Below are 26,044 nucleotides of genomic sequence, written 5' to 3' on the forward strand. Positions count from 1 at the left end.
TAGGACTGCTGTAAAGAAGCGCGCGGCCGTTCACGGCGGCGCGCCGTTCCCGCTTAGCATCAGGTAATGCAAGGAAAGCATGTCCATCGATCTGAAACAGTTAAAGTATTTTCTTGCCGTTGCCGAGGAGAAAAGCTTCAGCCGCGCCGCCGAGCGCCTGCATATCTCGCAGCCGCCGTTGAGCCAGCAGATCATGAAACTGGAAAGCGAACTGGGCGTGCGCCTGTTTGCGCGCACCACGCGCACGTTCGAGCTGACGGTGGCGGGCAAGGCCCTGATGAACGAGGCGGCCGACCTGCTGGCCAAGATGCGCATGACCATCGACACCATCCGCCAGATCGACCGCGGCGAAGTGGGCCGCTTGCGCGTGGGTATCGTGGGCTCGGCCATGTGGGGCCCGATTCCCAGCCTGCTGGAAGAATTCCAGACCAAATTCCCCCGCGTCACCTGGACCATCCATGAATTCGGTCCCACGGTGCAGTACGAAGCCTTGCGCGCCAAGCAGATCGACGTGGGTTTCTGGCGCGAACCCAAGCTCAACGACGACGACTTGCGTCACGATAATTTACGCCAGGAACTGTGCTTCCGCGAAAATGTGTGCGTGGCCGTCAATGAACACCATCCGCTGGCGAAAAACACGGCCATCGAACTGATCGACATCGCCCACGAACCGATGCTCACGCTGAACCTCGATAAATCCGCGTTTCCCCGCTACCTGGTGCAATGCTGCATCAATGCGGGTTTCGAACCCGTGATCTTCCAGGAAGCGAGCGAGCCGCAAACCCTGCTGGCCATGGTGGGTGCGGGCCTGGGCGTGACCCTGGTGCCGGAAACGACGAGCCGCATCGGCTGGCCCGGCGTCGTATTCCTGCCGATCAAGACCAATCCCCCCTCGGCCAATCTGTACATCAGCTACACCACGCTCGACGACGCCCCCGTCGTGCGGGCCTTTTTGAATATCCTGAATCCTCCCGCCGCTTGACGCCCAATTTATATGGCTTTCATATAAATAGTTAAACAAAAACGTATTTGTCATACATATCTGGCATGATGCATAGTGATTCGGACGCCCATCGTGGCGCCGGTCCTGTGCCTGCCCTGCCCGTCCACTGACGGCGCATCCCAGCCCGTTCCGGCACCGCCATTCGATGTTGTAAGCATAAAAGAGACACGGCGCGACTGTTGCATGAGCATCACACTGACGACATAAAATCATACAAGGCCAGCAATGATCTTGTGCAATACAGTGCAATGTTGATAAGGAATTATCACCTCGTGCATCAAAAACAGGCTAAATCGGCCCCAAATTATATGTTTCACCTATAAAAAATATACAATATCGATCTTCCAGGAGCCAATTCATGAAACTTACACAATTTAGTTTGACGATCGCAGCCGTATTTCTGACTGCTCAAGCGTCCGCGGCTACCCCAAAACTGGGTGTCGTGTATGACGCGGGCGGCAAGTTCGACAAGTCGTTCAACCAATCCGCTTTCGAAGGCGCATCGCGCTTCAAAAAAGACACAGGCATTTCCTTCATCGAAGTACAGGCATCGAGCGATACGCAGGCGGAACAAGTCATGCGCGGCCTGGCCCGCAAGAAACTCGACATGATCGCCGCCATCGGCTTTGCGCAAACGCAAGCCGTGCAAAAGGTCGCCAAGGAATTCCCGAACGTGAAATTCGTGCTGATCGACGGCCAGGCTGCCGGCAGCAACGTCAATTCCGTCGTCTTCAAGGAAGAAGAAGGCTCCTACCTGGTGGGCGTGGCTGCGGCCATGGCCAGCAAGAGCAAGAAGGTCGGCTTCATCGGCGGCATCGATATTCCCCTGATCCGCAACTTCGCCTGCGGCTACGCGCAAGGCGTCAAGGCAGTGAATGCGAAAGCGGAAATCACGCAAAACATGGTCGGCACCACGTCCGGCGCCTGGAATGACCCGGCCAAGGGTGGCGAACTGGCCCGCTCGCAATTCGAGCGCGGCGTCGATGTCGTCTTCGCCGTCGCTGGCGGCAGCGGCATGGGCACATTGCAAATGGCCAAGGAAAAAGGCAAGCTGGCCATCGGCGTCGATTCGAACCAGAACCATCTGTATCCAGGCAGCATCCTGACCTCGATGGTCAAGCGCGTCGACAACACGGTTTATGACAGCTTCATGGAAGTCAAGAACGGCACCTGGAAAGGCGGCGTCAGCTATAAAGGCTTGAAAGAAGGCGGCGTGGACTGGGCGCTCGACGCGAACAACCGCAAGCTGATTACGCCAGAAATCGAAAAACGCGTGTTGGGTGCGCGTAAGGACATTATCGATGGCAAGATCAAAGTGATCGATTACCGCGTCGGCAGCAGCTGCCCGGTTTAATTTTTCTCCGTATCTTTTAGCGCGCCGCCGGGGCCTGTCTCCGCGCGGCGCGTTTCCATGAAACTATCCAGTTATGAACCTATGCAGCCAGCAGTAGAATTTCGCAGCATTTCCAAGCAGTTTGGACATGTGAAGGCGAACGCCGACGTCAGTTTCTCCATCGCCAAGGGCAGTATCCATGGCCTGGTGGGGGAAAACGGCGCCGGCAAATCGACCTTGATGAGCATCCTGTACGGCTACTACCGTGCCGACGGCGGGGAAATCCTGCTCGACGGAAAAGTACAGCCTATCCGCAACAGCCAGGAAGCGATCAACCTCGGCATCGGCATGGTGCACCAGCACTTCATGCTGGTCGAAAACTTTACCGTCCTCGACAATATCATGCTGGGCACGGAAGGCGGTTTTCGCCTGGCCAGCCACCGGACGGAAGCGGAAGCCAAATTGCGCGAGATTTGCGCGCGCTACCGCCTCGACGTCGACCCGCTGGCAAAGATCGAAGACCTGTCCGTGGGCGCACAGCAGCGCGTGGAAATCCTCAAGCAGATTTACCGCAGCGCCAATATCCTGATCCTCGACGAGCCGACGGCCGTGCTGACGGCCCAGGAAACGGCGTCCCTGTTTGAAATCCTGCGCCTGTTCAAGGAGCAGGGCAAGACCATCATCCTGATCACGCACAAGCTGCAAGAGATCCTGGAAATCACCGACAACGTCACCGTCATGCGCGGCGGCACGGTGGTGGGCGCCGTGGCGACCGCCGGCACCTCGAAGGAAGAGCTGGCCAACATGATGGTGGGCCGCCCCATCCAGAGCCATCTGCCCCGCGCACCGTACAATCCGGGCGCCACGGTGCTGGAAGTGGACGGGCTGCAACTGGCCGACGAGCAACAGGTCAAATTGCTGGCCGACATAGGCTTCAACTTGCGGGCCGGCGAAATCGTCGCCATCGCGGGGGTGTCGGGCAACGGCCAGAGCGAACTGCTGGAAATTCTGTCCGGCATGCGCCTGCCCACCTCGGGCACCTTGCGCTTCCAGGGCAAGGACTTGCCGTTTGCCAAGCGCCACGATGCGGACGGCTTGCCGCTGGCTTTCCGCGACCTGGGCATCGCCCACATTCCGGAAGACCGCTTGCGCGATGGCGTGGTGAAGAATTTCTCCGTCATGCAGAACACCATCCTCGGCTACCAGGACCGCCTGAAAAACCGCTGGGGCCTGTTCAACTTCAAGGCCATCGGCGCCCGCTGCGCGGAACTGCTGAAAACCTTCGACGTGCGCCCGGCCAATCCGGACCTGCGCATCGGCCTGCTGTCGGGCGGTAACCAGCAAAAGGTGGTGATCGCGCGCGAAGTGCTGGCCAAGCCGAAACTGATGCTGGTGGGCCAGCCCACGCGCGGCGTCGACATCGGCACCATCGAAAGCATCCATACGCAATTGCTGGCCCTGCGCGACGCGGGTGTGGCGATCCTGCTGGTCTCCGTCGAACTGGAAGAAGTGCGGGCGCTGGCCGACCGCATTCTCGTCATGTGCGGCGGACGCATCACCGGCGAACTGAAAATTGAAGAATTCGATACCACCCGCATCGGTCTGTTGATGGGGGGAATGCACAAATCATGAATAACGACTTGCCACGCTGGGCGACAGCCTTTGTCATGCCCATGTTAAACCTGCTGTCGGCCTTGCTGGTCGCAGCCCTGGTGATCTATATGCTGGGCGAAGACCCGGCCGAATCGCTGTCGATCCTCGTCCACAGCGCCATCCTCAATCCGGAAGGCTTGAGCTACACCCTGTTCTACGCCAGCACCTTCATTTTCACGGGCCTGTCCGTTTCCGTGGCGATGCAGGCCGGCCTGTTCAATATCGGTTCCGAAGGCCAGATGTACATCGGCGGCCTGGGCTTGACTGTCGCTATGCTGGCCTTCGACCAGACCCTGCCCGCCTGGCTCCTGATTCCCGCGGCCATGATCGGCGCGGCCCTGTTCGGCGCCTTGTGGGGTTTCCTGCCCGGCTACCTGCAAGCCAAGCGGGGCAGCCACATCGTGGTCACCACCATCATGTTCAACTTCATCGCCGCCAGCCTGATGAACTTCATCATCGTGAAGTACCTGATTCCGCCGGGCGAACAGAATACGGCCAGCCGCGTGTTTGCGGAAAGCGGCGAAATGCCGCGCCTCTCCACCTGGTTCCCGTCGCTGGGCGACACGCCGCTGAACATCAGCTTTATCCTGGCAATCGCCGCGCTGGTGATCTATGGCGTGATGGTCTGGCGCTCGTCGTGGGGCTTCAAGCTGCGCGCCACGGGCCTCAACAAGCATGCGGCCCACTATGCGGGCGTGTCGATCAGCAAGATGATCATCATCGTCATGCTGATCTCGGGCGCGCTGGCGGGCCTCGGTTCCGTCAATTCCATCATGGGTTCGACGCACTACCTGTCGCTGAACTTCGTGGGCGGCGCCGGCTTCATCGGCATCGCCATTGCCCTGATGGGCCGCCAGCATCCGATCGGCATCTTCCTGTCGGCCGTGCTGTTCGGCGCGCTGATCCAGGGCGGCTTCGACCTGTCGCTGGAAAAACCGAATATCCCGACGGAAACCTTCATCTTCATCCAGGGCTTGATCATCCTGTTCTGCGGCGCCATGGAAAACTTCTACGCACCGGCCATTTCCGCCCTGCTCAAGCGCACCAAAGGCTAACACCATGACACTCGACGACTTTCAATTCGCCAGCATCCTGGTATCGACCGTGCGCAATGCGCCCGTCCTGATCTTTGCCGCCATGGCCGGCCTGTTTGCCGAACGCAGCGGCATGATCGACATCGGCCTGGAAGGCAAGATCCTGGCCAGCGCCTTCGCGTCCGCCGCCGTTGCCTACACGACGCAAAACCCGTATTACGGCATGGCTGCCGGCATGCTCGTGTGCGTCGCCCTGGCCCTGCTGCAAGCGTATGTCAGCATCACGCAAAAAGGCAACCAGTTGGTGGCCGGCATGGCGATCAACATCGCCATGAGCGGACTGACGTTTGTGCTGGCGCAATTTTTCTTCCAGCAAGGCGGCCGTACGCCCGACCTCGGTTCGGCGCGGCTGTTCGACGTGGTCTTGCCGGGCACGCAATATGTGGAACATATCCCCTTCATCGGCTGGGTGTATGCCCATTTGATCGGCGGCCATTCCATCCTCGTGTATGTCGCCTTCCTCCTGATCCCGCTCGTGCACTGGCTGCTGTACCACACGCGCTTCGGCCTGCGCCTGCGCGCCTGCGGCGAAAACCCGCATGCGGCCGACTCGGCCGGCGTGAGCGTGGAAGCGACGCGCTATCTGGCCATGCTGGTGGCCGGCATCCTGTGCTCGTTCTCGGGTGCGTATCTTGCCATCGTGCAAAGCGGCTTCTTCCTGCGCGACATGTCGGCCGGCGCCGGCTACCTGGCCCTGACGGCCATGGTGTTCGGCAACTGGCGCCCTGTCTACACCTTCCTCGGCTGTCTGATGTTCGGCTTCTTTGCCGCCATCCAGATCCAGATCGAAGGCGTGGACTTGCCCGTCGTGGGCCGCATCCCCGGTTCGCTGATCCAGATGGTGCCGTATGTCGTCACGGTGATCGTGCTGGCGGGCCTGATGGCGAAATCCATCGCGCCGAAAGCCATCGGCATTCCATTTGTGAAGTCCCGTTAAGTCTGGCGTTGACTTGACGCAAAAAAAAAGCGAAGCCCGCGGGCTTCGCTTTTTTTACGCCTGTGCAATCTCGTCCAGCGAGAAAAACACGGCCAGCCCCAGGCTGCGCGCCACGGCCACCATCTGGTCGGCGCCCTGGGACGCGCCGCCGATACGCAGCACGGCATCGCAATGGCTCAATAGACGCGTCGCGTGCGCGTGGAACAAGTCTTCATACACGGCATCGCCCACCCGGGTGGAGCCGGCCAGCGCCAGCATGGGCAGGGCCACCCATTCACCGAGCACGGGCATGTGGCCGGCTGCGTACAAGGGCAGGCAGACGGCTTGCATAGCCGCCACATTCGCCGCCATCAAGGCGGGATCGTCGCCCGTGCCGGAACGATATGGGCCAGCCACCAAAATCTGCAGCCCCTGTTTGCGCGGCATCAGATGCAGCTGCGCATGCTGCAGCAGCATGATAGTCTTGCCGTCGCAGATGCGACCATCGGCCACCATCTGCAGCGCCTGCGCCAGGGGCAGCTCCAGCACTTCGATATCCTCGCCTTCATGCACCAGGCCGCCGCCGTCGCCGATGCGGCTGGCCGGATCGTATTCGGCCACGAAGAAATGCACGCGCTCCGTCACGGAACCGGGACTCATGAAGGCGTCGAACACCTTGTGCACCTGGCCCACCCGGTAACCGGTTTCCTCTTCCACCTCGGCGCGGATGCGCTGTTCCGGACTGGCTTCTTCCAGCAAGCCGGCCGCCGTCTCGATCAGGAAGCCATCATGGCCTGCCCGATACGTGGGAAAGCGGAACTGGCGGATCAGGATCACCGTGCGCTTGATTTTGTTGTAAAGCAGGATGGTGGCGCCATCGCCGCGGTCATAGGTTTCCCGCGTCTGCGTCTGCCACTGGCCGTCGTGGCGCAGATAGTCGAACGTGGTTTTCTGCAATAGATACCAGTCGTGCGACAGGGTCTGCACCTGCTGGATGCGGACCCGTTCCTGCTTCGTACTTTCTTCACGCATAGTGTCTCCTTGTGTCTGCATATGCTTGCCTTTGCCGACTTTATCATGCAAACTCGTGCAACATCAAGAATTAACGAGATAAATCATGCTCACACAGCAACGCAAACAATACCTGCTGGATTTGCTGCAGCGCGAAGGCCAGCTCGTCGCCAAGGCCGTCAGCGACACCCTGGGCTTGTCGGAAGACACGATACGGCGCGACCTGCGCGAGCTGGCCAAGGAAGGCTTGCTGGAGCGCGTGCACGGCGGCGCCCTGCCCTTGCTGTCCCGTTCGCCCGCACTGGTGCCGTTTGCGGCCCGCGAGCAGATTTCGCCGCAAGCCAAGCCCGCCATCGGCCGGGCGGCGGGCGCCATGATACAAACGGGGCAGGTGGTGTTTCTCGATGGCGGCACGACGGCCGTGCAACTGGCGCGCCAGCTGCCGCGCGAACTGCACGCCACCATCGTCACGCACAGCCCGTCGATTGCCGTCGAGCTGGTCAACCACCCATCGATCGAAGTGCTGATGCTGGGCGGGCGCCTGTACAAGCACTCGATCGTGGGCGTCGGTGCGGCCACCGTGGAAGCCGTCGGCCGCATCCGCGCCGACCTGTATTTCATGGGCGTGGCCAGCCTGCATCCGCAAGCGGGCATCACCACGGGCGATTACGAGGAAGCGTGCGTGAAACGCGCCATGAGCGAGGCGTCCAGCCGCACCGTCGTGCTGGCTTCGCCGGAAAAGTTCAACACGGCCTCGCCATTCCAAATTGCCCCCTTGAGCCAGGTCAACGACATCATCGTGCACCGCGACGTGGAAGACGCCCTGGTCGCGCCCTACCGCGACATGGGGATTGCCGTCACCCTGGCGTAAAAAAAACGGCCCGCAGGCCGTTTTCACTCATCTCGTTGCGACCGGCTTATTGCGGCCAGATCGCCTGCAGTACGGCCGCCAGGTGGTAGCCCGCCTCGGTCAGCTGCTGCTTGGCCAGCGCCGAGCTGGGTACGGGATAGTTGTCCGGCACCGTCAAGGCCCACACATTGTAGACCTCGCCCTTGCGGCTGGTCTGCTGCGTGGCCGGGCCCGCCACCACATCGGTGAAAGCCGTCTTCGACGCCGCCAACGACGCATCGGCCCACTGATAAGGCCACGTGACGGGGTCGCCGCTGTTGCCGCTCACCACGGGCGCGCTGGCGATCACGGTGCGGGCGAACTGCTGCGGGGTGCGCGTGCTCAGGCGGCGCATGGCGTAATCGACCACGGTCGTATCCCAGTACGAATGCAGGGGCTTGGTAGGCGACTTCGGATAGCTGCCGGCCGGCTTGGCCGCCCCCTCTTCCACCGGCAGGGGCGCGGGGATCACGGCATCGGACAGCGCCGTCATCTTTGCATCGTCGAGCAGCAAGTCGTTGCCGCCCCGCGCATTGAAAATGGCGATGTCGTCGATCTGCGCCTGCGTGGCGGGCACGAAAAACTGACCATCCTTGCCCACAAACGCATTGCCCACATGCAAAGGCTGGTGGATATCGCCCACCAGGTGGGTGATCAGGATCAGCGCTTCGCGCTGGCTGAAGCCATGCGGATTGCTGGCCGCATCTGCCTTGCCCTGCAATACCAGGATCGCCTGTTTCAATGTTTGCACGATATCGTCGTCGGCCGTGCCCACGCCATGGTCGTGGTAGTGCGCGTTCTGGAACGGCACGTTCGTGTAATGGTATTCGCCATGCTTGGGGTTGGCTGCCACGTACGCGAGCATTTCCGGCGATTGGGGGCCGCAATACGTCCCTTTCACGCAATCGGGCCAGTTGGCGATCTTTTCCAGGTTTTCGCCAGGTAACAGCAAGGCCGCGATCTGCGCCTGTGCCGCGCTGCCCTTGAGCAATTGATCGGCGATGGCGCCCACAGCACGGTGGCCGTCGTTGCCCCAGGCCAGCACATTGCCGGAAGCGAAAGCGGCGCCCAGCGCCAGCACACTCAATAATTTCTTCATGTTCACCGTTATTCCTTGCCTTGCGGCGTCGCTTTCGCCGGCTTCGGATACTGTTTGTTGATGTCGATGGGCTGCGCGTACGCCGAGCTCCACGTCTGCTCATGCAACGCGGCGATACGCTGCGCCATGGCATCGTTGCGCAGCACCACTTCCAGGTTGCGCGACAAGTCGAAATAGCCGCCCGCCCAGTTGCTCGTGCCCACCCAAGCCAGCTTGCCATCGATGCTCATGGTCTTGCTGTGGATCACGCGCGCGAACGGAATGAAACCCGTCGAGGCAGTGGGCAGCGTCACGATGCGGATTTCCACGTTCGGCACCAGGGCCAAACTCTTCAGGTAGGCGATGGCCGGCGCTTCCGTATTCCAGGCGGACACCATCAGCTTGATCTTGACGCCGCGCTGGGCGGCTGCGCGCACGGCGTTGTCGATCACGGCATAGTATGGACGCGTACGGTTCGGGCCGTAGGACAGCGGCGCATAATCGAGCAGCTGGATGCGCACTTCGCTTTTCGCTTCCGCCAGCAAGGCGGGCAAGCCCGTTTCCGAGTCGCCCACGCCAGCCGGGTTGTACGCATTCGGGCTGGCCAGCAGGAAGGCGTTTTGCGCGTAGTTCGCGGGCACGACCTTGCTGTTGAGCACCGTGGCGCGCCCGCCCTGCGACGTCAATGCCTGGGCTTGCCAATCCTGCTCAAAGATGGCTTGCACCTGGCTGACCATGGCCGGCTCCGTGATCTTCAAGCCCGTTTCATGGATGTGCTCGAACGAGCGCCAGTCGAAATTCTGGCTGCCGATATACGCCACCTGGCCATCGACGGCCAGGTATTTCGCGTGCACGATGCCATTGCCCGTGACTTTATTGAAATCGATGAGGCGCAAATCCAGGTTCGGTATGGCCTTGATCTGGGCGATGGTGGCCGCTTCCGACAGGCCCACGCCCTTCTGGTCCAGCAGGAAGCGGATCTTGACACCGCGCTGGCCTGCGGCCGTCAGGCTGGCCAGCACTTTTTCAAAAGCCGTGCCCGGCTTGCTGACGGCATAGAACTGGGCGATGACGATTTCTTTCTTGGCCGAATCGAACAGCTCAGTCCACACGGCAACAGGTTCGCGCAGGTCGGGATTCGTCAAGCTGGTCTCAACGGGCGACGTGTGCACGAGCTCAAAGCCGGGAATGGTGAAATCGGCGTGGGCCGTGCCCGCGAACAGGCTGCTAAGTAATACGGAAACAAATAAGCGACGCATGGTTATTCCTTGTAATGTTATTTGACGCGCACGATGCGGCCCGCTGCCGTGGCGCTGCCGGCCGGCTTGCCGGCGCGCGCGCGGGCAATCAGGTAATTGCTGAAGGCATCGATGTCGCGCACGCCCGTATCGAGCCGGCGCGTGCCGGCCGCCAGCACGGTGAAGCGGTCGCCGCCACCAGCGAGGAAACTGTTGGCAGCGACACGGTATTGTTGATTATCTTCAATGACCTTGCCATCGAGCATGATGCTGCCCGGCAGCACGCGCTGGCCTTGCGGCTGCGTGCTGTCCCAGCGGTAACTAAAACCTTCGGACACTTGCAGCAGATTGTTGTCCTCCGCTACGCTGCCCGGCCATTGCTGCTCGAGCAAGGTACGGATTTGCGCGCCGGACAGGCTGACGACGATCAGCGTATTACCAAATGGCACCACGGCCTGGTTCTGCCCCACATTCGTCATCAGGTCGGCGCCCGCTTCCAGGTCCTTGCGGATGCCGCCATTGTTCATCAGGCCAATCTGCGCGCCGGCTGCGCGCGCGCCAAACAGGGTGCTGTCGGCCACCAGGTCGCCCAGCGCGGAAGCGCCGCTGCCCTTGGTGCTGCGGCCCACGTTCGGCACGGCGATGGCAGCCACGGGACGCGACAATTCTTGTGCACTGCGCTGCTTCACTGATTCCAGGTAGGCTGCCACGGCAGGATCCGGCTCATACATACCCGGCAGCATCACGACGTTTTGCGCGCTGGCATCGATCACGGCATTCTTGACGGGATCGACCTTGAGCTTGATGCGCGTCAGCATGTGTCCACCCATCTGTGCTTGCGTCACCAGCCGGCCATCGACGCGGCACAGATAGCCCTGATGCGAATGGCCGCTGATGACCAGCTGAATCGCCGGGTCGAGACGTTTCACCACGTCCACCACTTCGCCCTTCAGGTGGCTGCAATCGGGCTGGTCGACGGCTTCTTTGGTCTCGCCGCCCTGGTGCAGCAACACGACGAACACGCCCACGCCCTGCGCGCGCAACTGCGGCAAGGTGGCGTTGATGGCGTCCGCTTCGTCGCCGAACTGCAAGCCGGCAATGCCGGCGGCCGTCACGACGGACGGCGTATCTTTCAGCACGGCACCGATCAAGCCCACCTTGACACCATGCGCCTCTTCGATGCGGTAGGCGGGCAGCAGGGACTTGCCCGTCTGCGTATCGATCACATTGGCCGCCATATAGGTATAGCTGGCGCCCTTGAAATCGGGCGTGAACTTGCACGCCTTGTCGGCGCGCGAAGACTCGCAGCCGCCGTGCTGCTGGCGCAGCAATTCCGCCTTGCCCTGGTCAAATTCATGGTTGCCGACGGAACTGGCCTTCATGCCCAGCATGTTCATGGCCACGATGCTGGGCTCATCGGCCCACAGCGCCGACATGGCAGGGCTGGCGCCGACCAGGTCGCCATTGCCGACAAAAATCAGCTGCGCATCTTCGCGGCGCCACGCCTTCAATGCACCGGACAGGGTATCGATGCCACCCGCCTGCACCGTCTTGCGCTCGGCATCGGCAGCGCTCGTGTAGGTAAATTTGCTGCGGTCGAGATTGCCGTGAAAATCGTTCAGGGCAACCAGGTTCACTTCAATCGGGCCGCTGCGCGCAGCCTGTGGCGCGGAAGCGAAATTGCTGCAGCCGGACAGGGTCAGAATCAGGGCCGCGCTGGCGACCGGAGTGCGTAAGAAGTGAGCCATGGAATCAATATGTCAAAAAGAGAAAGGGTAAACCATCTGGTCTATAAAAAAAACGGCTGGTGTCGCCACCAGCCGTTTTTTAGTTTGCCAAGCTACGGGGCAAGGACGAGATTAGAACTCGTACTTGATCGTCGCTTGCAGTGCCCATTGCGATTCGCCCTTGACTTGACGCGTTTCCAGGCTTTCCACCACAGGACGGGTGTTGTACACATACTTGCCGTTTTCCATACCGACATAGTCAACAAAGCTGCGCACCTGGCCACCGGCGCTCTGGAAGCCCACTTCATTGATACGGCCCCATTTGCGGTTCAGCAGGTTACCGACGTTCAGGATATCGAAAGTAATGATGCCTTTGTTACCCTTGAAGAAGCCCGGTACTTCCTGGCTCATGCGTACATCGAAGCTGTTGGTCCATGGAGAAAAGCTCTCGTTACGGCCGATCACGCCACCTTTGGCTTTGCGCAGGTCGCCATTGGCGTTGACCACTTTCCAGAACGCTGCCTCGTTGGCGGCGCGCGCTGCTGGCGTCGCACCGGAGAACACCACTTCGCCCGAACCTGGCGCGCTAGGGATGTACATCAGGTCGTTGCCGGCCAGGCCGTCACCGTTCAAGTCATTGTTGATGGTCCAGCTATATGGTTTGCCGCTACGGCCTTCATAGAACAGACCGAAGGTGGTCTTGTATTCGCCGAAGAAACGTTTTTGCCAGTTGACGTTGGCGGTGAAGCGATCCTTGACCAGATAGTTCGAGTTGGACGCCACGTTTTCATTCGGATTGAACACGGCGCGCGAGCCCCAGTTCGAGCTTGAGGTCGACGACGTCAGCGGCGATACTTCAGTGCCATCGGTATAGGTGTACGACGAGCCCCACGACAGGCCATCACGAGTCGGGCTGCGCACCGACAGGGTCAGCACGTTCGATTCGCCCTTGTCGGTATTTTTAGCCATCAGCACCTGGCCAAACGCGGCATTGCTGCCAGCCTTGGTCAAGGCGCTGCAACTGGCGCCGCCGATCAAGGCGCCATTTGCATTCCAGCAAGCCGTGTTGTAGGCGTTAGGACCATAGTACATAGGACGGCCATCGCTACCGGTTGCCGTTGGCGCGCCCATGTTCAGCTCTTCGTAGTAAATCGCGCTCTTGGTCTGGAAACGCAGGTATTCCGCGCTGACAATCAGGCCCATCCATGGCAACTCATGTTCGATGGCCAGGTTGGCTTTCCATACCGATGGTTGTGCCAGATTCGGGCTCAGGGCATCGACCTTCATTGCCGGGATAACCGCTGGCACGCTCATTGGCTGCTTGGTTGGATCGGCATTGAAGAAGCCATCCGTGGTCGGGCAGGTACCTGCCGACGAGGCGCAGGTAATGTTCTGCGTTGCCATGCCGGTGTTCTGGTAAGGATTGCCCAGCCAGACACTCATTGCCGCACCCTGGAACAAGCCGAAGCCGCCGCGAATTTGCGTCGGACGCGCCGATTCCAGCTTGTAGTTGAAGCCAAAACGTGGCTGATACAGGTTTTCGCCGTCGATCGTATGCGAGTTATCAATACCGAAACCGCCGGTCTGACGACCGTTAGGCGTGGTACGGGCGATAGTTGCCTCTGCTGCACGCGCATTGTAGATCGGCTTTTCGCCGATGCGGGTACCGTCGATACGCAGGCCGGCGGTCAACGTCAGCTGCTTGTTGACTTCCCAGGTATCTTGCAGGAACAGGCCGATGTTTTTCAGCGAGAACGTCGCCACGGCATCGTCCAGCGTACGGCCTGCTTGTGGCACCTGATAGGTGTACGAGCTAGGACGGCCACGGCTGAAGTTTTCCAGCACGGCTGCCTGCAATTGCGCTGCCGTGGCAGTACCGCAGTTGATGGCGCCGAATGAATAGGCAAACGTGGCGCTGCTGTTAATACAGCCGAAGGTGTAGTTACCGTTGACGTTTTGCAGGAACGCATTATAGATGTCGTTCTTGCTGTAGTCGGTGCCGAACTTGACTTCATGGTCGCCCAGCGACCAAGTACCGGCTGCGTAGAAATCCTTGGTTTTGGTGCCAAGAATGTTACGCTGACGGCTCATTTCGGTACCAAAGTTCAGGAAGCGGTTGCCGGTAGCCAGGCTCGAAGGGGCGCCAGCTGGCAGCGCGCCGCTGAACTGCAGGCCAATTGCCGGCAGATAAGCGTTGTTGCGCGGTACGCTGTCGTAATCGCGCGACGACACTTTGACTTCGGTCGAGAAGGTCGGGGTCCACTCGGCGGTCCATTGACCAACCAGGGTTTCCAGGCTCTTGTTCTGGTCATACCAGTACGAGCTCAGCGACAGGCCAGTGCCGGAAAAACCCGTGTAAATCGGCTCGGACTGTTCGGTCTTGGTGTAACGCAGCATCATGCGCTGGGTGTCGGTCAGGTTCCAGTCCAGCTTGAGCAGCTTTTCCGTCGCCGTGAATTCGGAACCCGCAGGAACTGCCGAAGTACCGGCATTGATGCCGTACTTATCCTTGGCAATAGCAACCGCGCTATCGATGGCGCCTTGCGTAATGGCAACGTTAGTCTGGGCGCTGCCGACAGGACCAAAGGCTGGCGCGCCGCGCGAGCTGGTGGTTTTTTCGTAGTTTGCAAACAGGAACAGCTTGTCTTCGATCAGTGGGCCGCCCAGGGTAATACCCTTGGTGGTGTCTTTCGATTTTGGCGGTGCATAGTACGTGTCGTCGGTGCTGTTGTAGCGGTCGCCCGACATGGTGTCGTTACGGAAAGCGTAGTAGACACTACCCTTGACCTTGTTGGTGCCCGATTTGGTCACCGCGTTGACGTTCGCGCCGGTGTAGCCTTTTTGGGTGACGTCATAGTTGGCAACGTTAACCTGCACCGACTGGATTGCTTCGATCGAAATCGGCTGCTTGCCGGTCGCGGTACCGGACGCTTCCAGGCCGAACGTGTCGTTCACGGCCACGCCGTCAATCGTCATCGAGTTGTAGCGCGAGTTTTGACCGGCAACGGAGATTTCACCGCGCTCTTTGTCGGTTTGCGACAGGCGTGGGTCGGCGCGTGCATAGTCTTGCAGGCTGCGCGAAATCGATGCCTGGGTAGCCAGTTCGGTCGGGCCGATATTGGTGCCGGCGCCCATGTTGTTGCGGTTGAACACCTGGTTGCGAATGGCATTGGTGCTGACTTTCACCACTTGCATATCGGCGCCCAGCGTGGCGTCGACGTTGGCCGTTTCGGCCAGGGCGATATACACGCCTTCGCGTTTTTCAACCACACCATTCTTGGTAATGGTGATGGTGTAAGGACCGCCTGCACGCAGGCCGCGTGCAACATAACGGCCTTCTGCATCGGTGGTCACGTTGCTGGCCGAACCGGACTCAACGTGAACGATATTGACCTGTGCGCCAGCTGCCGGCTTGCCGTCGGTGGCCGAGATACGGCCGCCAATGGAAGACGTAGTGTTCTGCGCGAACGATGGTGCCGCCGCCAGTGCAATAGACAGGCTTAACGCGATTTGCGTTAGCCGAAGTCGCTTGTGATTGATCATCTTTAACCCCAGAAAAGACTATTATTTTTGAAAATCCTGGATTGCCCCACCATCCGGCTGCGCCGCACAGCAACACAAACACAACATTTCCTCTTTACGATGCTGCAACTGTTACGCCGGCTGGACTGGCTGCGGTCCTGACAAGACCATCACAAAACGCCGCTCCACACATCACAACTCTTCCTATTCAGACAATAACGGCGGTAAAAACTGCAACCGATCCGTACGACCCAGGGCGCTAGCTCCTGTGTCATTCACCCGACAGGCTTACCCGGCGAACATGGCAAGCCGCGAGTGTAATTGTTAAATATTTCAAGACTGTGACACGGCGGTAAAATACAGAGGAATGTCGTCATTTAGTTGCGCGACTGTTTGTTTCACTCTGCATCTCACCTTTATTTACTGCTAATACCCATCTTCATACGATATCGTTCATATGAATTGTGACTTTTTAATATCACACTCATCCCACTATGCATCATCAAAAAATGGATGACAAATACGTTTTTTTTTACATATTTATATATTTAAAATATAAATAGCATGGGGTAACGCGCTGGATTGATATCGTGCTGACAGCGTCCGGGCTTATGGCGCGAGATTATAAATGAGCAATATGTACTTGAAATTGATTCATCCAGGAAATTGGATAAAGTCGTGCATCTGCCGTTAATTGTGTCGCATGGCTGCCACAAAATTGGCAAAACAACATCGCGGTGATTTGCTGCGGGGAATAGAAAACGGCCGGAAGATCCGGCCGCCCTGAGAGTATCAGTTATGAACGTCGCGCAACTTACGGTTTGCTGCCTTTAAGGCCCCGGTCGGCGGCGGCAATGTCCGCTTCAAAGCGGGTGAAACGGGCATCGAGTGCTTTCAGCAAACGTTGCTTATCCGCTTCCGCCAGGAAGGAATACCGCAGGCTGTTGTACGACAGCTTTTTGATTTCCGCATAATCGGTCTTGTACTGGCTGGCAAACAGCACGTATTCATTCGACAGGGTATTGCGCGACACGCCCGCATCATCGGTGGAGATCACGAAGGGCACGCCATACTTGCGGTACAGGGTAATCGGATGGGCCTGGCCCTTGATGCCAAGGATGTAATCATTGCTGGTCAGGTTCACTTCCACGGGAATGCCCCGTTCGCGCATCTTTTGCATGGTCGCCAGCGCATTGTTTTCGTACGCGATATCCATGCCATGGCCAATCCGGTTGGCGCCGGCCACGTCGACGGCTTCGGCAATATGGAACGTCATGCCTTCCGGCGGCACCATGCCCAGCGCCAGTTCGCCCGCGTGCAGGGCGATTTTGACGTTCGGATATTTTGCCTTGAGGAACTTGAACATTTCCATGTGCAGGCTGTAGTCGCGCATGGACACATTCACGCTTTCCTGCCCCACGATGTTCACGCCCACCAGCAGCGGATTCAGGCTGGCTGCCTTGAACGCGGCCACCATGGACGAGAACACTTGCGATGGCGACAGGAAACGCAGCACGTACGCCTGGTAACGCATGGTGAAATTGGCGTCATCGATGCCGGCGCTGCTGGCGTTCACGTTGTCGTTGTAGGCCGTGATGCTTTTCTGGAAGCCGGCATCCTGCTCCAGGCTGCCTGTCCAGTTGGCCAGCACGGCTTGCAACGCTGCCGGCGTCAAGCCCGGGGCCAGCACCTGCTGGTCGAACTGCGCGTTCTGCACGAATGGCGACAGCTCGAAAATCGTTTCGATATAGCTCAGGTTTTCCGCGATGGCGCGCTGCTTCAGGGTTTTCAAGCCATCGGCCGTGTTGCTCGATGCGACGGGACCGAAGTAGCCGAAGGTATCGAAGAAGGTACGGTCCGGCGGCGTCTGGATGGCGCCGTGGTTGTAGAAATCCTTGGTCGACCAGCGCTGCAGCAGTTCCGCATACAGGCCCGCATCGGCAAACACTTCCGTGGACGACAGGCATCCACGCTGCGCGGCCGGCTTGGCGCGCTCGGCCGCCACCACCTCCTTGTTGCTTTCGATGCGGTAGGTCGTCTTGTTGACGCAATAGTTTTCCTTGTCGACCCAGTCGAGGAATTGCTCGGCGTAAATGGCACCAGAGTAATGGTGATGCAGATCACCGCCCTTGGGCATCATGGAAAAGAACAGGCTCAACTCGGCTGTCTTCGGCTGCGCGCCCGCAACCAGGGCGGCAAAATGGCGCGCCGTGGCCGCTTCATTGGAAGACGGAGAGGCAACGATCTTGGCGGCCTGCGCCGTTCCAGTCAATGCCAGCGCGGCGCCAAGCGCCAGACTAGTGAGTTTATTGTGCATACGCGTTCTCGCTCAGGGTGGTTCGTGTGGAAAAACGGGTAGGTCAGCCCTGCGCACGCACATGCACGCACTGGCCGCCCGAATACGTGGCAGCCACGGCCCGGTCGTCGCCCAGCAAGGCAAAGGCAAACAGCAATTCCTCCAGGCTTTGACAGCCGGCCGTGCGGCGCGCCAGCAGCGGCGTCGACTGTTTATCCAGCACGATGAAGTCCGCTTCCGTGCCAGCCGTGAAATTGCCCAGGGTGCCTTCCAGTTGCATGGCCCGCGCAGCGCCCAGGGTCGCCAGGTAAAACATGCGCAAGGCGGGCAGATAGCTGCCTTTCAAGCGTGCTACTTTATAGGCTTCGTTCATGGTTTGCAACATCGAGAACGAGGTGCCGCCACCCACGTCCGTCGCCAGCGACAGCAACACTCTTGCCGCATCGGCCCGCTCGAAATCGAACAGACCGCTGCCCAGGAACAGGTTTGACGTAGGACAAATGGCGGCTGCCGAAGACGTTTCCGCCATGCGCGCGCGATCGCGCTCATCGAGCCAGATGCAGTGGCCAAACATGGCGCGCGGGCGCAGCATGCCGTACTGGTCATACACGTCGAGGTAGCTGCGCGCCTGCGGATGCAATTCGCGCACCCAGCGGCACTCATCTTCGTTCTCCGACACGTGGGTTTGCAGATAGGTATCGGGATAGGCGCGCGCCAGCTCGCCCGCCAGGTGCATCTGTTCATTGGTGGACGTCGGCACGAAACGGGGCGTGATCGCATACAGCGAGCGGCCCCGCTTGTGCCAGCGCTGGATCAGTTCTTCGCTTTCGCGCGCGCCGGACTCGGCCGTGTCGCGCAGGAACTCGGGGCAATTGCGGTCCATCATGACCTTGCCCGCCACCATGCGCAAGCCGCGCGCCTCGCTGGCGCCAAAGAAGGCATCGACCGATTGCGGATGCACGCTGCCATACACCATGGCTGTCGTGGTGCCGCAGCGCAGCAGTTCATCGAGGAAAAACTCGGCCACGTCGCGCGCGTGGACCGGGTCTTCAAACGCGCGTTCGGTAGGAAACGTATATGTTTCCAGCCACGGCAGCAAACCCGGAGCGGGCGAGGCGATCATTTCCGTCTGCGGAAAATGCAGGTGGGTATCGATGAAACCTGGCACGATCAGCTTGCCCCGGTAATCGACGATATGCGTGCCGGGAGGCAAAGTCGCCTGCAGTTGCGCGTAATCGCCGGCGGCCACGACCTTGCCATCGGCCACGATCAGCAAGCCATCGGCATGCCAGGCGTGCGCCTCCTCGGTGAAAGCGGGATCGGCGTGGAAGTGCAGCAAGCTGGCACGGTAAGCTTGCAATGTGGCAGGAACAATCGGCATGACTTCTTTCTATAACGGATGAATGGCGGCGCGTTTCTTGCGCCGCGGTGGCGCGCTGGCAGGTACCAGCCGCAGCGGTGCAGCGAGGGCCGCCGCGGCGGCTTCCTCCCACACCATCAATAACTGACAGGCAACGGAGGCGGCAATCACGGCCGGTGCCTTGTTGCGGATGCCGGGCATGCCGATCGGACAAACCATGGCGGCGATGCGCTCGTCCGGCACGCCACGCGCCTGCAGGCGGTGCTCGAACTGCTTGCGTTTCGTTTGCGAACCGATCAGGCCAAACCAGCCCGCGTCCATGCGCTCCATGATGGCTTGCGTTAAGCGCTGATCGAGCGCATGGCTATGCGTCATGACCAGATAGCTGCCGCCCGGCGGCGCCATGGCGACGAATTCTTCGGGTGTGTCGGTGGCGGCGATGCGCACATTATCCGGTAGTTGCGCGGGAAACATGTCTTCGCGTTCATCCACCCAGGTCACGTTGCAGGGCAAGTGGGCCAGGGCGCGCACGATGGCGGCACCCACGTGGCCGGCGCCAAATAGGGTCAGGTGCGCGCGCGGTGCCAGGCAGGGATCGACCAGCCAGCGCCGGCCCTTGCCATCCTGCGCCACATGCGTACCGCGTTCGCGTGAAAACGTGTCGGGCGCCTGCGCCGCCGTTCCGGCAATCAGGCTGCCCGCCGCATCGAACAGCGCCGAGACGGGTTCGCCATCGAGCGCCGTCAACCGCCAACTATCCTGCTGGCGCCGCTCGCGCAAGGCGTGCAGCACTGCCGCCAGCCTGGCGTCGACGGGCTCAAAGGCAAGATAGACGACGCCGCCGCAGCATTGGCCCAGGCTGGGTCCCAGCGCAAAACGTTCCAACCGCGCTTGAGTATCGCCCGTGACCAGCATGGTCTTGGCAATTTCCACTGCGCGCAATTCCAGGTGGCCGCCGCCGATGGTGTCAATTTGGCCATCGAGGCTGACGCGCATCTTCGCGCCCGCCTCGCGCGGCCCGGAACCTTCCACCAGGGCGACTGTCACCAGCACGCATGCCTGCGTGTCGTTCTCCATCGCTGTCAACCAGTCGCTCATCGTCTGCTCCTAGACAGCCACGCCGGCCGCCTGCACGGCCATGACCGCCTTGAGGATTTCCTCGCTGGTCGCGGGCGCGTTCAGCGGCGGCTGCACGGCGTGATGGCCCACGCTGGAAATGGCGTCGCGGATGGCGAAGAACACGGAAAACGGCAACAGCAGCGGCGGCTCGCCCACGGCTTTCGAACGGTGGATACTGTCTTCCACGTTGCGGTTCTGGAACAGCTTAACCCGAAAATCTTCGGGGCAATCGGAAATGCCAGGGATTTTATATGTCGATGGCGCATGCGTCATCAGCTTGCCCGCCGCATTCCACCACAGTTGCTCCGTCGTCAGCCAGCCCATGCCCTGGATAAAGGCGCCTTCCACCTGACCCAGATCAATCGCGGGATTGAGCGATTGTCCCGCATCGTACAAGGCGTCCGCGCGCAGCAGTTTCCATTCGCCCGTCAGGGTATCGACCACCACTTCAGCCACGGCCGCGCCATACGCGTAATACGAAAACGGATGGCCCGTCATCGTCTTCGCGTCCCACGACAGGCCGGGCGTGGCATAGAAGCCGTCCGACCACAGCTGCACCCGCGCCAGATACGCTTTCTGCACCAGTTCGGCAAACGGCACGACGTGACCATGCACGTGAATATGGTTGTCGAAGAAGCGCACGTCAATCGCTACGCCGCCGTACAGTTTGACCGCGTAATCGGCCAGGCGTTCACGGATCTGGCGCGCCGCATCCTGCGCCGCCTTGCCGTTCAGGTCGGCGCCCGTGGACGCCGCCGTAGCGGACGTGTTCGCCACCTTGCTGGTGTCGGTGGCCGTGGCCCGCACCCGCTCCAGATCCAGGCCAAGCTCGTGCGCCACCACCTGCATGACCTTGGTATTGATGCCCTGCCCCATTTCCGTTCCGCCATGGTTGACCAGCACGGAGCCATCCACGTACACGTGCACGAGGGCGCCGGCCTGGTTCAGATGCGTGACGTTGAAGGCGATGCCGAATTTCAGCGGCGTGAATGCCAGCCCTTTCTTCAGAACCGGGCTGGCCTCATTAAAGGCATCGATGGCGCGGCGGCGCGCCCGGTAATCGCTGCTCTCTTCCAGTTCGGCAACGAGTTCATGGATCACGTTGTCGACGATTTTTTGCCCGTACGGCGTGACATTGCGCCCTTCCGCATCGTTGCGGCCATAGAAATTGAGCAGGCGGATATCGAGCGCATCGCGTTGTAGATGGCGGGCGATTTCATCGATCACATACTCGATGGCAATGGCACCCTGCGGCCCGCCAAAACCCCGGAAGGCCGTGTTCGACTGCGTATTCGTCTTGCCGCAGGCGGCGCGGATATCCACGTCAGACAAATAATAGGTGTTGTCGAAATGGCAGACGGCGCGCGTGGCGACGGGGCCGGACAGGTCGGCCGAATAGCCGGCGCGCGTGGTCATGTCGACCTTGGCGGCAAGGATCCGGCCCTCGTCGTCGTAGCCCACTTCGTACTCGTAGTAAAAACAGTGGCGCTTGCCCGTCACCAGCATGTCGTCGTCGCGGTCGGCGCGCAGCTTGACGGGACGCTTCAGCTTGGCCGCCGCGATGGCCGAGGCCGCCGCCCACAGGGCCGACTGCGACTCCTTGCCGCCGAAACCGCCGCCCATGCGCCGGCATTCGACGGTGACGTTATGCGAATGCACACCCAGCGCATGCGCCACCACGTGCTGCATCTCGCTCGGATGCTGAGTCGAACACAGCACCAGCATGCCCTGCGCTTCCTTCGGGATCGCGTAGGAAATCTGTCCTTCCAGGTAAAACTGCTCCTGGCCGCCCACATACAACTGCCCCTTGACCACATGCGGCGCCTTCTCGAACGCCGCCTGGCAGTTGCCGCGCGCCAGGTGCATGGGTGGCAGCACATACGATTGCGCCGCCTTGGCCGCCTGCGGGGTCATGATCGCGGGCAATTCCTCGTACGACACCTGCGCCAGGCGGGCGGCGCGGCGCGCATGGTCATGCGTATCGGCCACCACGATGAAGATGGGCTGGCCCACGTATTGCACCAGATCTAAGGCCAGGATGGGATCGTCATGAATGATGGGACCGCAATCATTGGTGCCGGGAATGTCCTGCGCCGTATAGACGGCGACGACACCCTGCGCAGCGCGCACGGCCGATAAATCCATGGCCGTGATGCGCGCGTGCGGCTTTTGAGACAGACCCAGCGCCGCATGCAAGGTGCCTTGCAGTTCGGCGATATCGTCCGTGTACGTGGCTTGCCCCAGCACATGCAATTGCGCCGATTCATGAGGGCTGGACTTGCCCACGGCGGCCCAGGCGGCCGCTTGCAGTTCGGGCGTGGCAGGATGGTTCATGCTGGTCCTTTCAGGCGCGGCAAGCGTAGGCGTTGACGGCAGTGCGCAGCAGCGGCGCACCGGGGCGTGTTTCCAGCCAGTAGCGGCGCAACAGGTTTTGCGCCGTCGTCATCCGGTAGGCAGTCGAGGCCCGCATATCGGACAGCGGCGCGTAATCGTCGGCCAGCAAGCGCATGGCGATGAGCAGATTTTCCTCACTCCAGGCTTGTCCGCGCAGGAACGCTTCCGTCTGCGCCGCGCGCTGGGGCGTGGCCGCCATGCCACCAAACGCGATGCGCGCATCGACGATGCGTTCGCCGTCGAGCTCAAAGGCAAACGCGGCGCACACGGCCGAGATATCCTGGTCAAAACGCTTGGCCAGCTTATACGTACGGAAATGCACACCGGCACGCGGCAAGGGCACGCGCACGGCTTCGACAAACTCGCCGGGCAGCAAGTCTTTCTTCTGATAGCCGAGATAAAAGTCTTCCAGCGGCATGATCCGCTGGCCGCCCGCGCCGCGCAGCACGATCTCGCTGCCCAGCGCAATCAGCCACGGCATCGAGTCGCCGATGGGCGAACCATTGGCCACATTGCCGCCCAGGGTGCCGGCATTACGGATCGGCAAGGAAGCAAAGCGCTGCCACAGTTCCGACAATTCCTCGGGGTAATGCTGGCACAGCGCCCCGTAAGCGTCGTTGAGGCTGGCGCCAGCGCCGATGTGCAGCTTGCCGTCGTCCACGGCGATGGATTTCAGCGCTGCTACGTTGCCGAGATAAATGATGTCGCCCAGATCGCGCAGTTGCTTGGTGACCCACAGGCCCACGTCGGTGGAGCCGGCCAGCAGGCAGGCTTGCGGCTTTGCCGCGCGCAGCGCCACCAGTTCGTCGATGCTGCGCGGCGCGTGGAAGTGCTGCCCCCCGTGTTCATAGGTGCTCGCGCTGCCGCGCTGCAGCGCCTGTAGTTGCTGCGCCAGGGCAGCGCGGTCGAAGGTCACATGGGGCAATTCGCCCATGCGCCTGGCGGCATCGATGATGGGGCGGTAGCCCGTGCAGCGGCACAGATTGCCCGACAGCGTATCGTCGATTTCGCAGCGCGTGGGCGTCTCGCCGTTTTTCTTCAGGTACATGCCCCACAAGGACATGACAAAGCCGGGCGTGCAAAAACCGCACTGGGAACCGTGGCACTCGACCATCGCCTGCTGCACCGGATGCAGGGCGCCGTCGGGCTGCAGCAAGTCTTCGACGGAAAACAGGGCCTTGCCATCGAGGGTGGGCGTGAGCTGGATGCAGGCATTGACGGCCTTCATCTCGACCTGGCCATCGACCAGGCTGCCGATGACGACCGTGCAAGCGCCGCAATCGCCTTCGGCGCAGCCTTCCTTGGTGCCCGTGCAATGCAAATCCTCGCGCAGGTGCTGCAACACAGTCTGCGTAGGGGCGGCGTTGCGTACTTCCTGTACGGCACCACGGTAATAAAAGCGGATCGGTTCTGACATGCTGGCCTCGGTATAGTCCCAGTATAGGAGATTAACACCGGCATATGAGACAACTATATGCAAAGACTGATTTTACTTATCATCCTATATCAATAAAACTCAGGCCTGGAACGGATGCGTCGCATGCCAGTGCTCGGCGATATCGATGCGGCGCGTGATCCATACGTGTTCGTGGCCCTGCACATAGTCGAGGAAGCGCGCCAGCGCCGCCGCCCGTCCCGGGCGCCCCACCAGCCGGCAATGCAAGCCTACCGACAGCATCTTCGGCTGATTCAAGCCGTTCGGATCGCCTTCCGCATACAGTACATCGAAGGCATCCTTCAGATAATCGAAAAACTGCGTGCCCGAATTAAAGCCTTGCATGGCGGCAAAGCGCATATCGTTTGTGTCCAGGGTGTAGGGCACGATCAGCTGCGGCTGCACGGCCGGCATGCCGGCCGCATCCGTGTACGCCACCTTGTCCCAGAAGGGCAAATCATCGCCGTAATAATCGGCGTCGTAGCGGAAACCGCCATGCTCGACCACCAGTTTGCGCGTGTTGGGCGAATCGCGCCCCGTGTACCAGCCTTGCGGCGCGGAACCCGTCAATTCGCGGATGATCTGCACGGCTTCGCGCATGTGTTCGCGTTCCGTCGCTTCGTCCATGTTTTGATAGGAAATCCAGCGCAAGCCGTGGCAGGCGATTTCATGCCCCAGTTCCTGGAAGGCAGCCACGGCCTCCGGATTGCGCTTCAGGGCCATCGAGACACCAAACACGGTCAGCGGCAGGTGCCGCTCCTCGAACATGCGCAGCAAGCGCCACAGTCCGGCGCGCGAGCCGTATTCATAGATCGACTCCATGCTCAGGTGGCGCGCAGGAAAAGCGGCCGCACCGATCATTTCCGATAAAAACGTTTCCGAGGCGGGATCGCCATGCAGCACGCTGTTTTCCGCCCCTTCCTCGTAGTTGAGGACGAATTGCAGGGCGATACGGGCCTTGCCCGGCCATTGCGGATGGGGTGGCGTGCGGCCATAGCCGATCAAGTCGCGTGGATAATGTTCGTAATTGTTCATGCGGAGACGCGCCTATAGGAGGACAATGTTGGCTATATGCCCAATCATATAGCCCGGCGCAGTCGCCAGTATATGATTTGCACAATAAGCACATTCACTCACCCTATATACAGGATAGCAAATGGGAAAACTCAGCACGCATGTACTCGATATCGCCCACGGTAAACCGGGAGCCGGCGTCAAGGTAGCCCTGTTTTCAGTCGCGCCGGAAGGCAAAGTGTTATTGAAGATGGATATGACCAATAGCGACGGGCGCTGCAGTACGCCATTGCTGGAGGGCGACAGCATGAAGGCGGGCCAGTACGAGTTGGTGTTCAACGCAGGCGACTATTTCGCCGCCCAGGGCGTCGACTTGCCTGCGCCCCGTTTCATCGACCTGGTCACCCTGGCCTTCGGCATTGCGCATACCGATGAAAATTATCACGTGCCGCTGGTGGTGTCGCCGTGGTCGTATTCGACTTATCGCGGAAGTTAAGCGACGTTAGATGACAAAGGCAGCGCGCAGCGCTGCTTTTTTTACGCCTGTCTGCTGACAAAACAAAACCGCCAGACGAAAAAAAACCCCGCCATTGCTGGCGGGGTTTTTCTCTACTGCGAATAACAAGCCTGACGATAACCTACTTTCACACTGGTTGCAGCACTATCATCGGCGCAAAGTTGTTTCACGGTCCTGTTCGGGATGGGAAGGGGTGGGACCAACTTGCTATGGTCATCAGGCATAACTTGTACTGGCATTTGTCCTCAGTGGAGCGACAAAGCCTGAATCTGGAAGAAGCAAAGATTGGGGTAATGAATAGATGTATCAACACACACGCAACGTTGTACCGTCTTATCCTCTGTACCTGCTAAGGTTATAGGGACAAGCCGTACGGGCAATTAGTACTGGTTAGCTTAATGCATTACTGCACTTCCACACCCAGCCTATCAACGTCCTGGTCTCG

Annotated in this window: 17 protein-coding genes, 2 rRNA genes and 1 pseudogene; 7 read left to right on the forward strand and 13 right to left on the reverse strand. The window is 60.2% G+C overall.

The window, feature by feature from the left end; all coding sequences use genetic code 11:
* Positions 1-79 precede the first annotated feature (79 nt).
* From GCN75_RS05350 to GCN75_RS05370, 5 genes are all read left to right on the forward strand, one after another.
* Positions 80-982: a LysR family transcriptional regulator gene (locus GCN75_RS05350; protein WP_152281684.1), complete on the forward strand. Its 903-nt coding sequence runs from the start codon at positions 80-82 to the stop codon at positions 980-982.
* Positions 983-1,361: 379 nt separating this feature from the next.
* Entirely contained in the window at positions 1,362-2,357 is a 996-nt protein-coding gene (locus GCN75_RS05355) for a BMP family lipoprotein (protein ID WP_086145103.1), read from the forward strand.
* An 81-nt stretch (positions 2,358-2,438) separates the two neighbouring features.
* Positions 2,439-3,968, forward strand: coding sequence for an ABC transporter ATP-binding protein (locus GCN75_RS05360; protein WP_152281685.1), 1,530 nt, complete (start codon positions 2,439-2,441; stop codon positions 3,966-3,968).
* Positions 3,965-5,044, forward strand: a complete 1,080-nt coding sequence (locus GCN75_RS05365; RefSeq protein ID WP_152281686.1) for an ABC transporter permease — start codon at positions 3,965-3,967, stop codon at positions 5,042-5,044. The genes GCN75_RS05360 and GCN75_RS05365 overlap by 4 nt, the downstream gene beginning before the upstream one ends.
* A gap of 4 nt (positions 5,045-5,048) precedes the next feature.
* Positions 5,049-6,020 (forward strand): ABC transporter permease, encoded by a 972-nt coding sequence (locus GCN75_RS05370; RefSeq protein ID WP_034754516.1) that lies wholly within the window; start codon positions 5,049-5,051, stop codon positions 6,018-6,020.
* 426 nt (positions 6,021-6,446) lie between these two features.
* Here GCN75_RS05370 and GCN75_RS29505 read toward each other — a convergent pair.
* Positions 6,447-7,031, reverse strand: a pseudogene (locus GCN75_RS29505) (NUDIX domain-containing protein); the annotation flags it as partial.
* An 85-nt stretch (positions 7,032-7,116) separates the two neighbouring features.
* Here GCN75_RS29505 and GCN75_RS05380 point away from each other — a divergent pair.
* Complete coding sequence (locus GCN75_RS05380) at positions 7,117-7,881, forward strand: DeoR/GlpR family DNA-binding transcription regulator (protein WP_152256609.1); 765 nt, start codon at positions 7,117-7,119, stop codon at positions 7,879-7,881.
* 46 nt (positions 7,882-7,927) lie between these two features.
* Here the strand turns inward: GCN75_RS05380 and GCN75_RS05385 are convergent, their stop codons facing one another.
* The 10 genes from GCN75_RS05385 to puuE form a co-directional block, all read right to left on the reverse strand.
* Complete coding sequence (locus tag GCN75_RS05385; RefSeq protein WP_152281688.1) at positions 7,928-8,998, reverse strand: S1/P1 nuclease; 1,071 nt, start codon at positions 8,996-8,998, stop codon at positions 7,928-7,930.
* Positions 8,999-9,006: 8 nt separating this feature from the next.
* A complete protein-coding gene (locus GCN75_RS05390; protein WP_152281689.1) occupies positions 9,007-10,236 on the reverse strand; it encodes a phospholipase D-like domain-containing protein in 1,230 nt (409 codons plus the stop codon).
* 17 nt (positions 10,237-10,253) lie between these two features.
* Positions 10,254-11,963, reverse strand: a complete 1,710-nt coding sequence (locus tag GCN75_RS05395) for a bifunctional metallophosphatase/5'-nucleotidase (protein WP_193317385.1) — start codon at positions 11,961-11,963, stop codon at positions 10,254-10,256.
* A gap of 111 nt (positions 11,964-12,074) precedes the next feature.
* Positions 12,075-15,485, reverse strand: coding sequence for a TonB-dependent receptor (locus GCN75_RS05400; protein ID WP_152281690.1), 3,411 nt, complete (start codon positions 15,483-15,485; stop codon positions 12,075-12,077).
* 793 nt (positions 15,486-16,278) lie between these two features.
* Positions 16,279-17,781: an adenosine deaminase family protein gene (locus tag GCN75_RS05405; protein WP_152281691.1), complete on the reverse strand. Its 1,503-nt coding sequence runs from the start codon at positions 17,779-17,781 to the stop codon at positions 16,279-16,281.
* Positions 17,782-17,824: 43 nt separating this feature from the next.
* Complete coding sequence (gene guaD / locus GCN75_RS05410) at positions 17,825-19,141, reverse strand: guanine deaminase (protein ID WP_152281692.1); 1,317 nt, start codon at positions 19,139-19,141, stop codon at positions 17,825-17,827.
* Positions 19,142-19,150: 9 nt separating this feature from the next.
* The gene (gene xdhC, locus GCN75_RS05415; protein WP_152281693.1) at positions 19,151-20,218 is read right to left on the reverse strand and encodes a xanthine dehydrogenase accessory protein XdhC; all 1,068 of its coding nucleotides are present in this window, start codon (positions 20,216-20,218) and stop codon (positions 19,151-19,153) included.
* Positions 20,219-20,227: 9 nt separating this feature from the next.
* Positions 20,228-22,573, reverse strand: coding sequence for a xanthine dehydrogenase molybdopterin binding subunit (gene xdhB / locus GCN75_RS05420; RefSeq protein ID WP_152281694.1), 2,346 nt, complete (start codon positions 22,571-22,573; stop codon positions 20,228-20,230).
* A 10-nt stretch (positions 22,574-22,583) separates the two neighbouring features.
* Positions 22,584-24,050: a xanthine dehydrogenase small subunit gene (gene xdhA, locus GCN75_RS05425; protein ID WP_152281695.1), complete on the reverse strand. Its 1,467-nt coding sequence runs from the start codon at positions 24,048-24,050 to the stop codon at positions 22,584-22,586.
* Between the two features lie 99 nt (positions 24,051-24,149).
* Positions 24,150-25,103, reverse strand: a complete 954-nt coding sequence (gene puuE, locus GCN75_RS05430) for an allantoinase PuuE (RefSeq protein WP_152281696.1) — start codon at positions 25,101-25,103, stop codon at positions 24,150-24,152.
* Positions 25,104-25,224: 121 nt separating this feature from the next.
* Here puuE and uraH point away from each other — a divergent pair, with 121 nt between their 5' ends.
* Positions 25,225-25,578, forward strand: a complete 354-nt coding sequence (gene uraH, locus GCN75_RS05435) for a hydroxyisourate hydrolase (RefSeq protein ID WP_152281697.1) — start codon at positions 25,225-25,227, stop codon at positions 25,576-25,578.
* Between the two features lie 129 nt (positions 25,579-25,707).
* Here the strand turns inward: uraH and rrf are convergent.
* Positions 25,708-25,820 (reverse strand): 5S ribosomal RNA (gene rrf, locus GCN75_RS05440).
* A 138-nt stretch (positions 25,821-25,958) separates the two neighbouring features.
* Positions 25,959-26,044 (reverse strand): 23S ribosomal RNA (locus GCN75_RS05445); the annotation flags it as partial.

Origin of the sequence: Janthinobacterium violaceinigrum (genome assembly GCF_009208555.1) — a bacterium.
In the GTDB taxonomy this organism is placed as follows: Bacteria; Pseudomonadota; Gammaproteobacteria; order Burkholderiales; family Burkholderiaceae_D; genus Janthinobacterium; species Janthinobacterium violaceinigrum.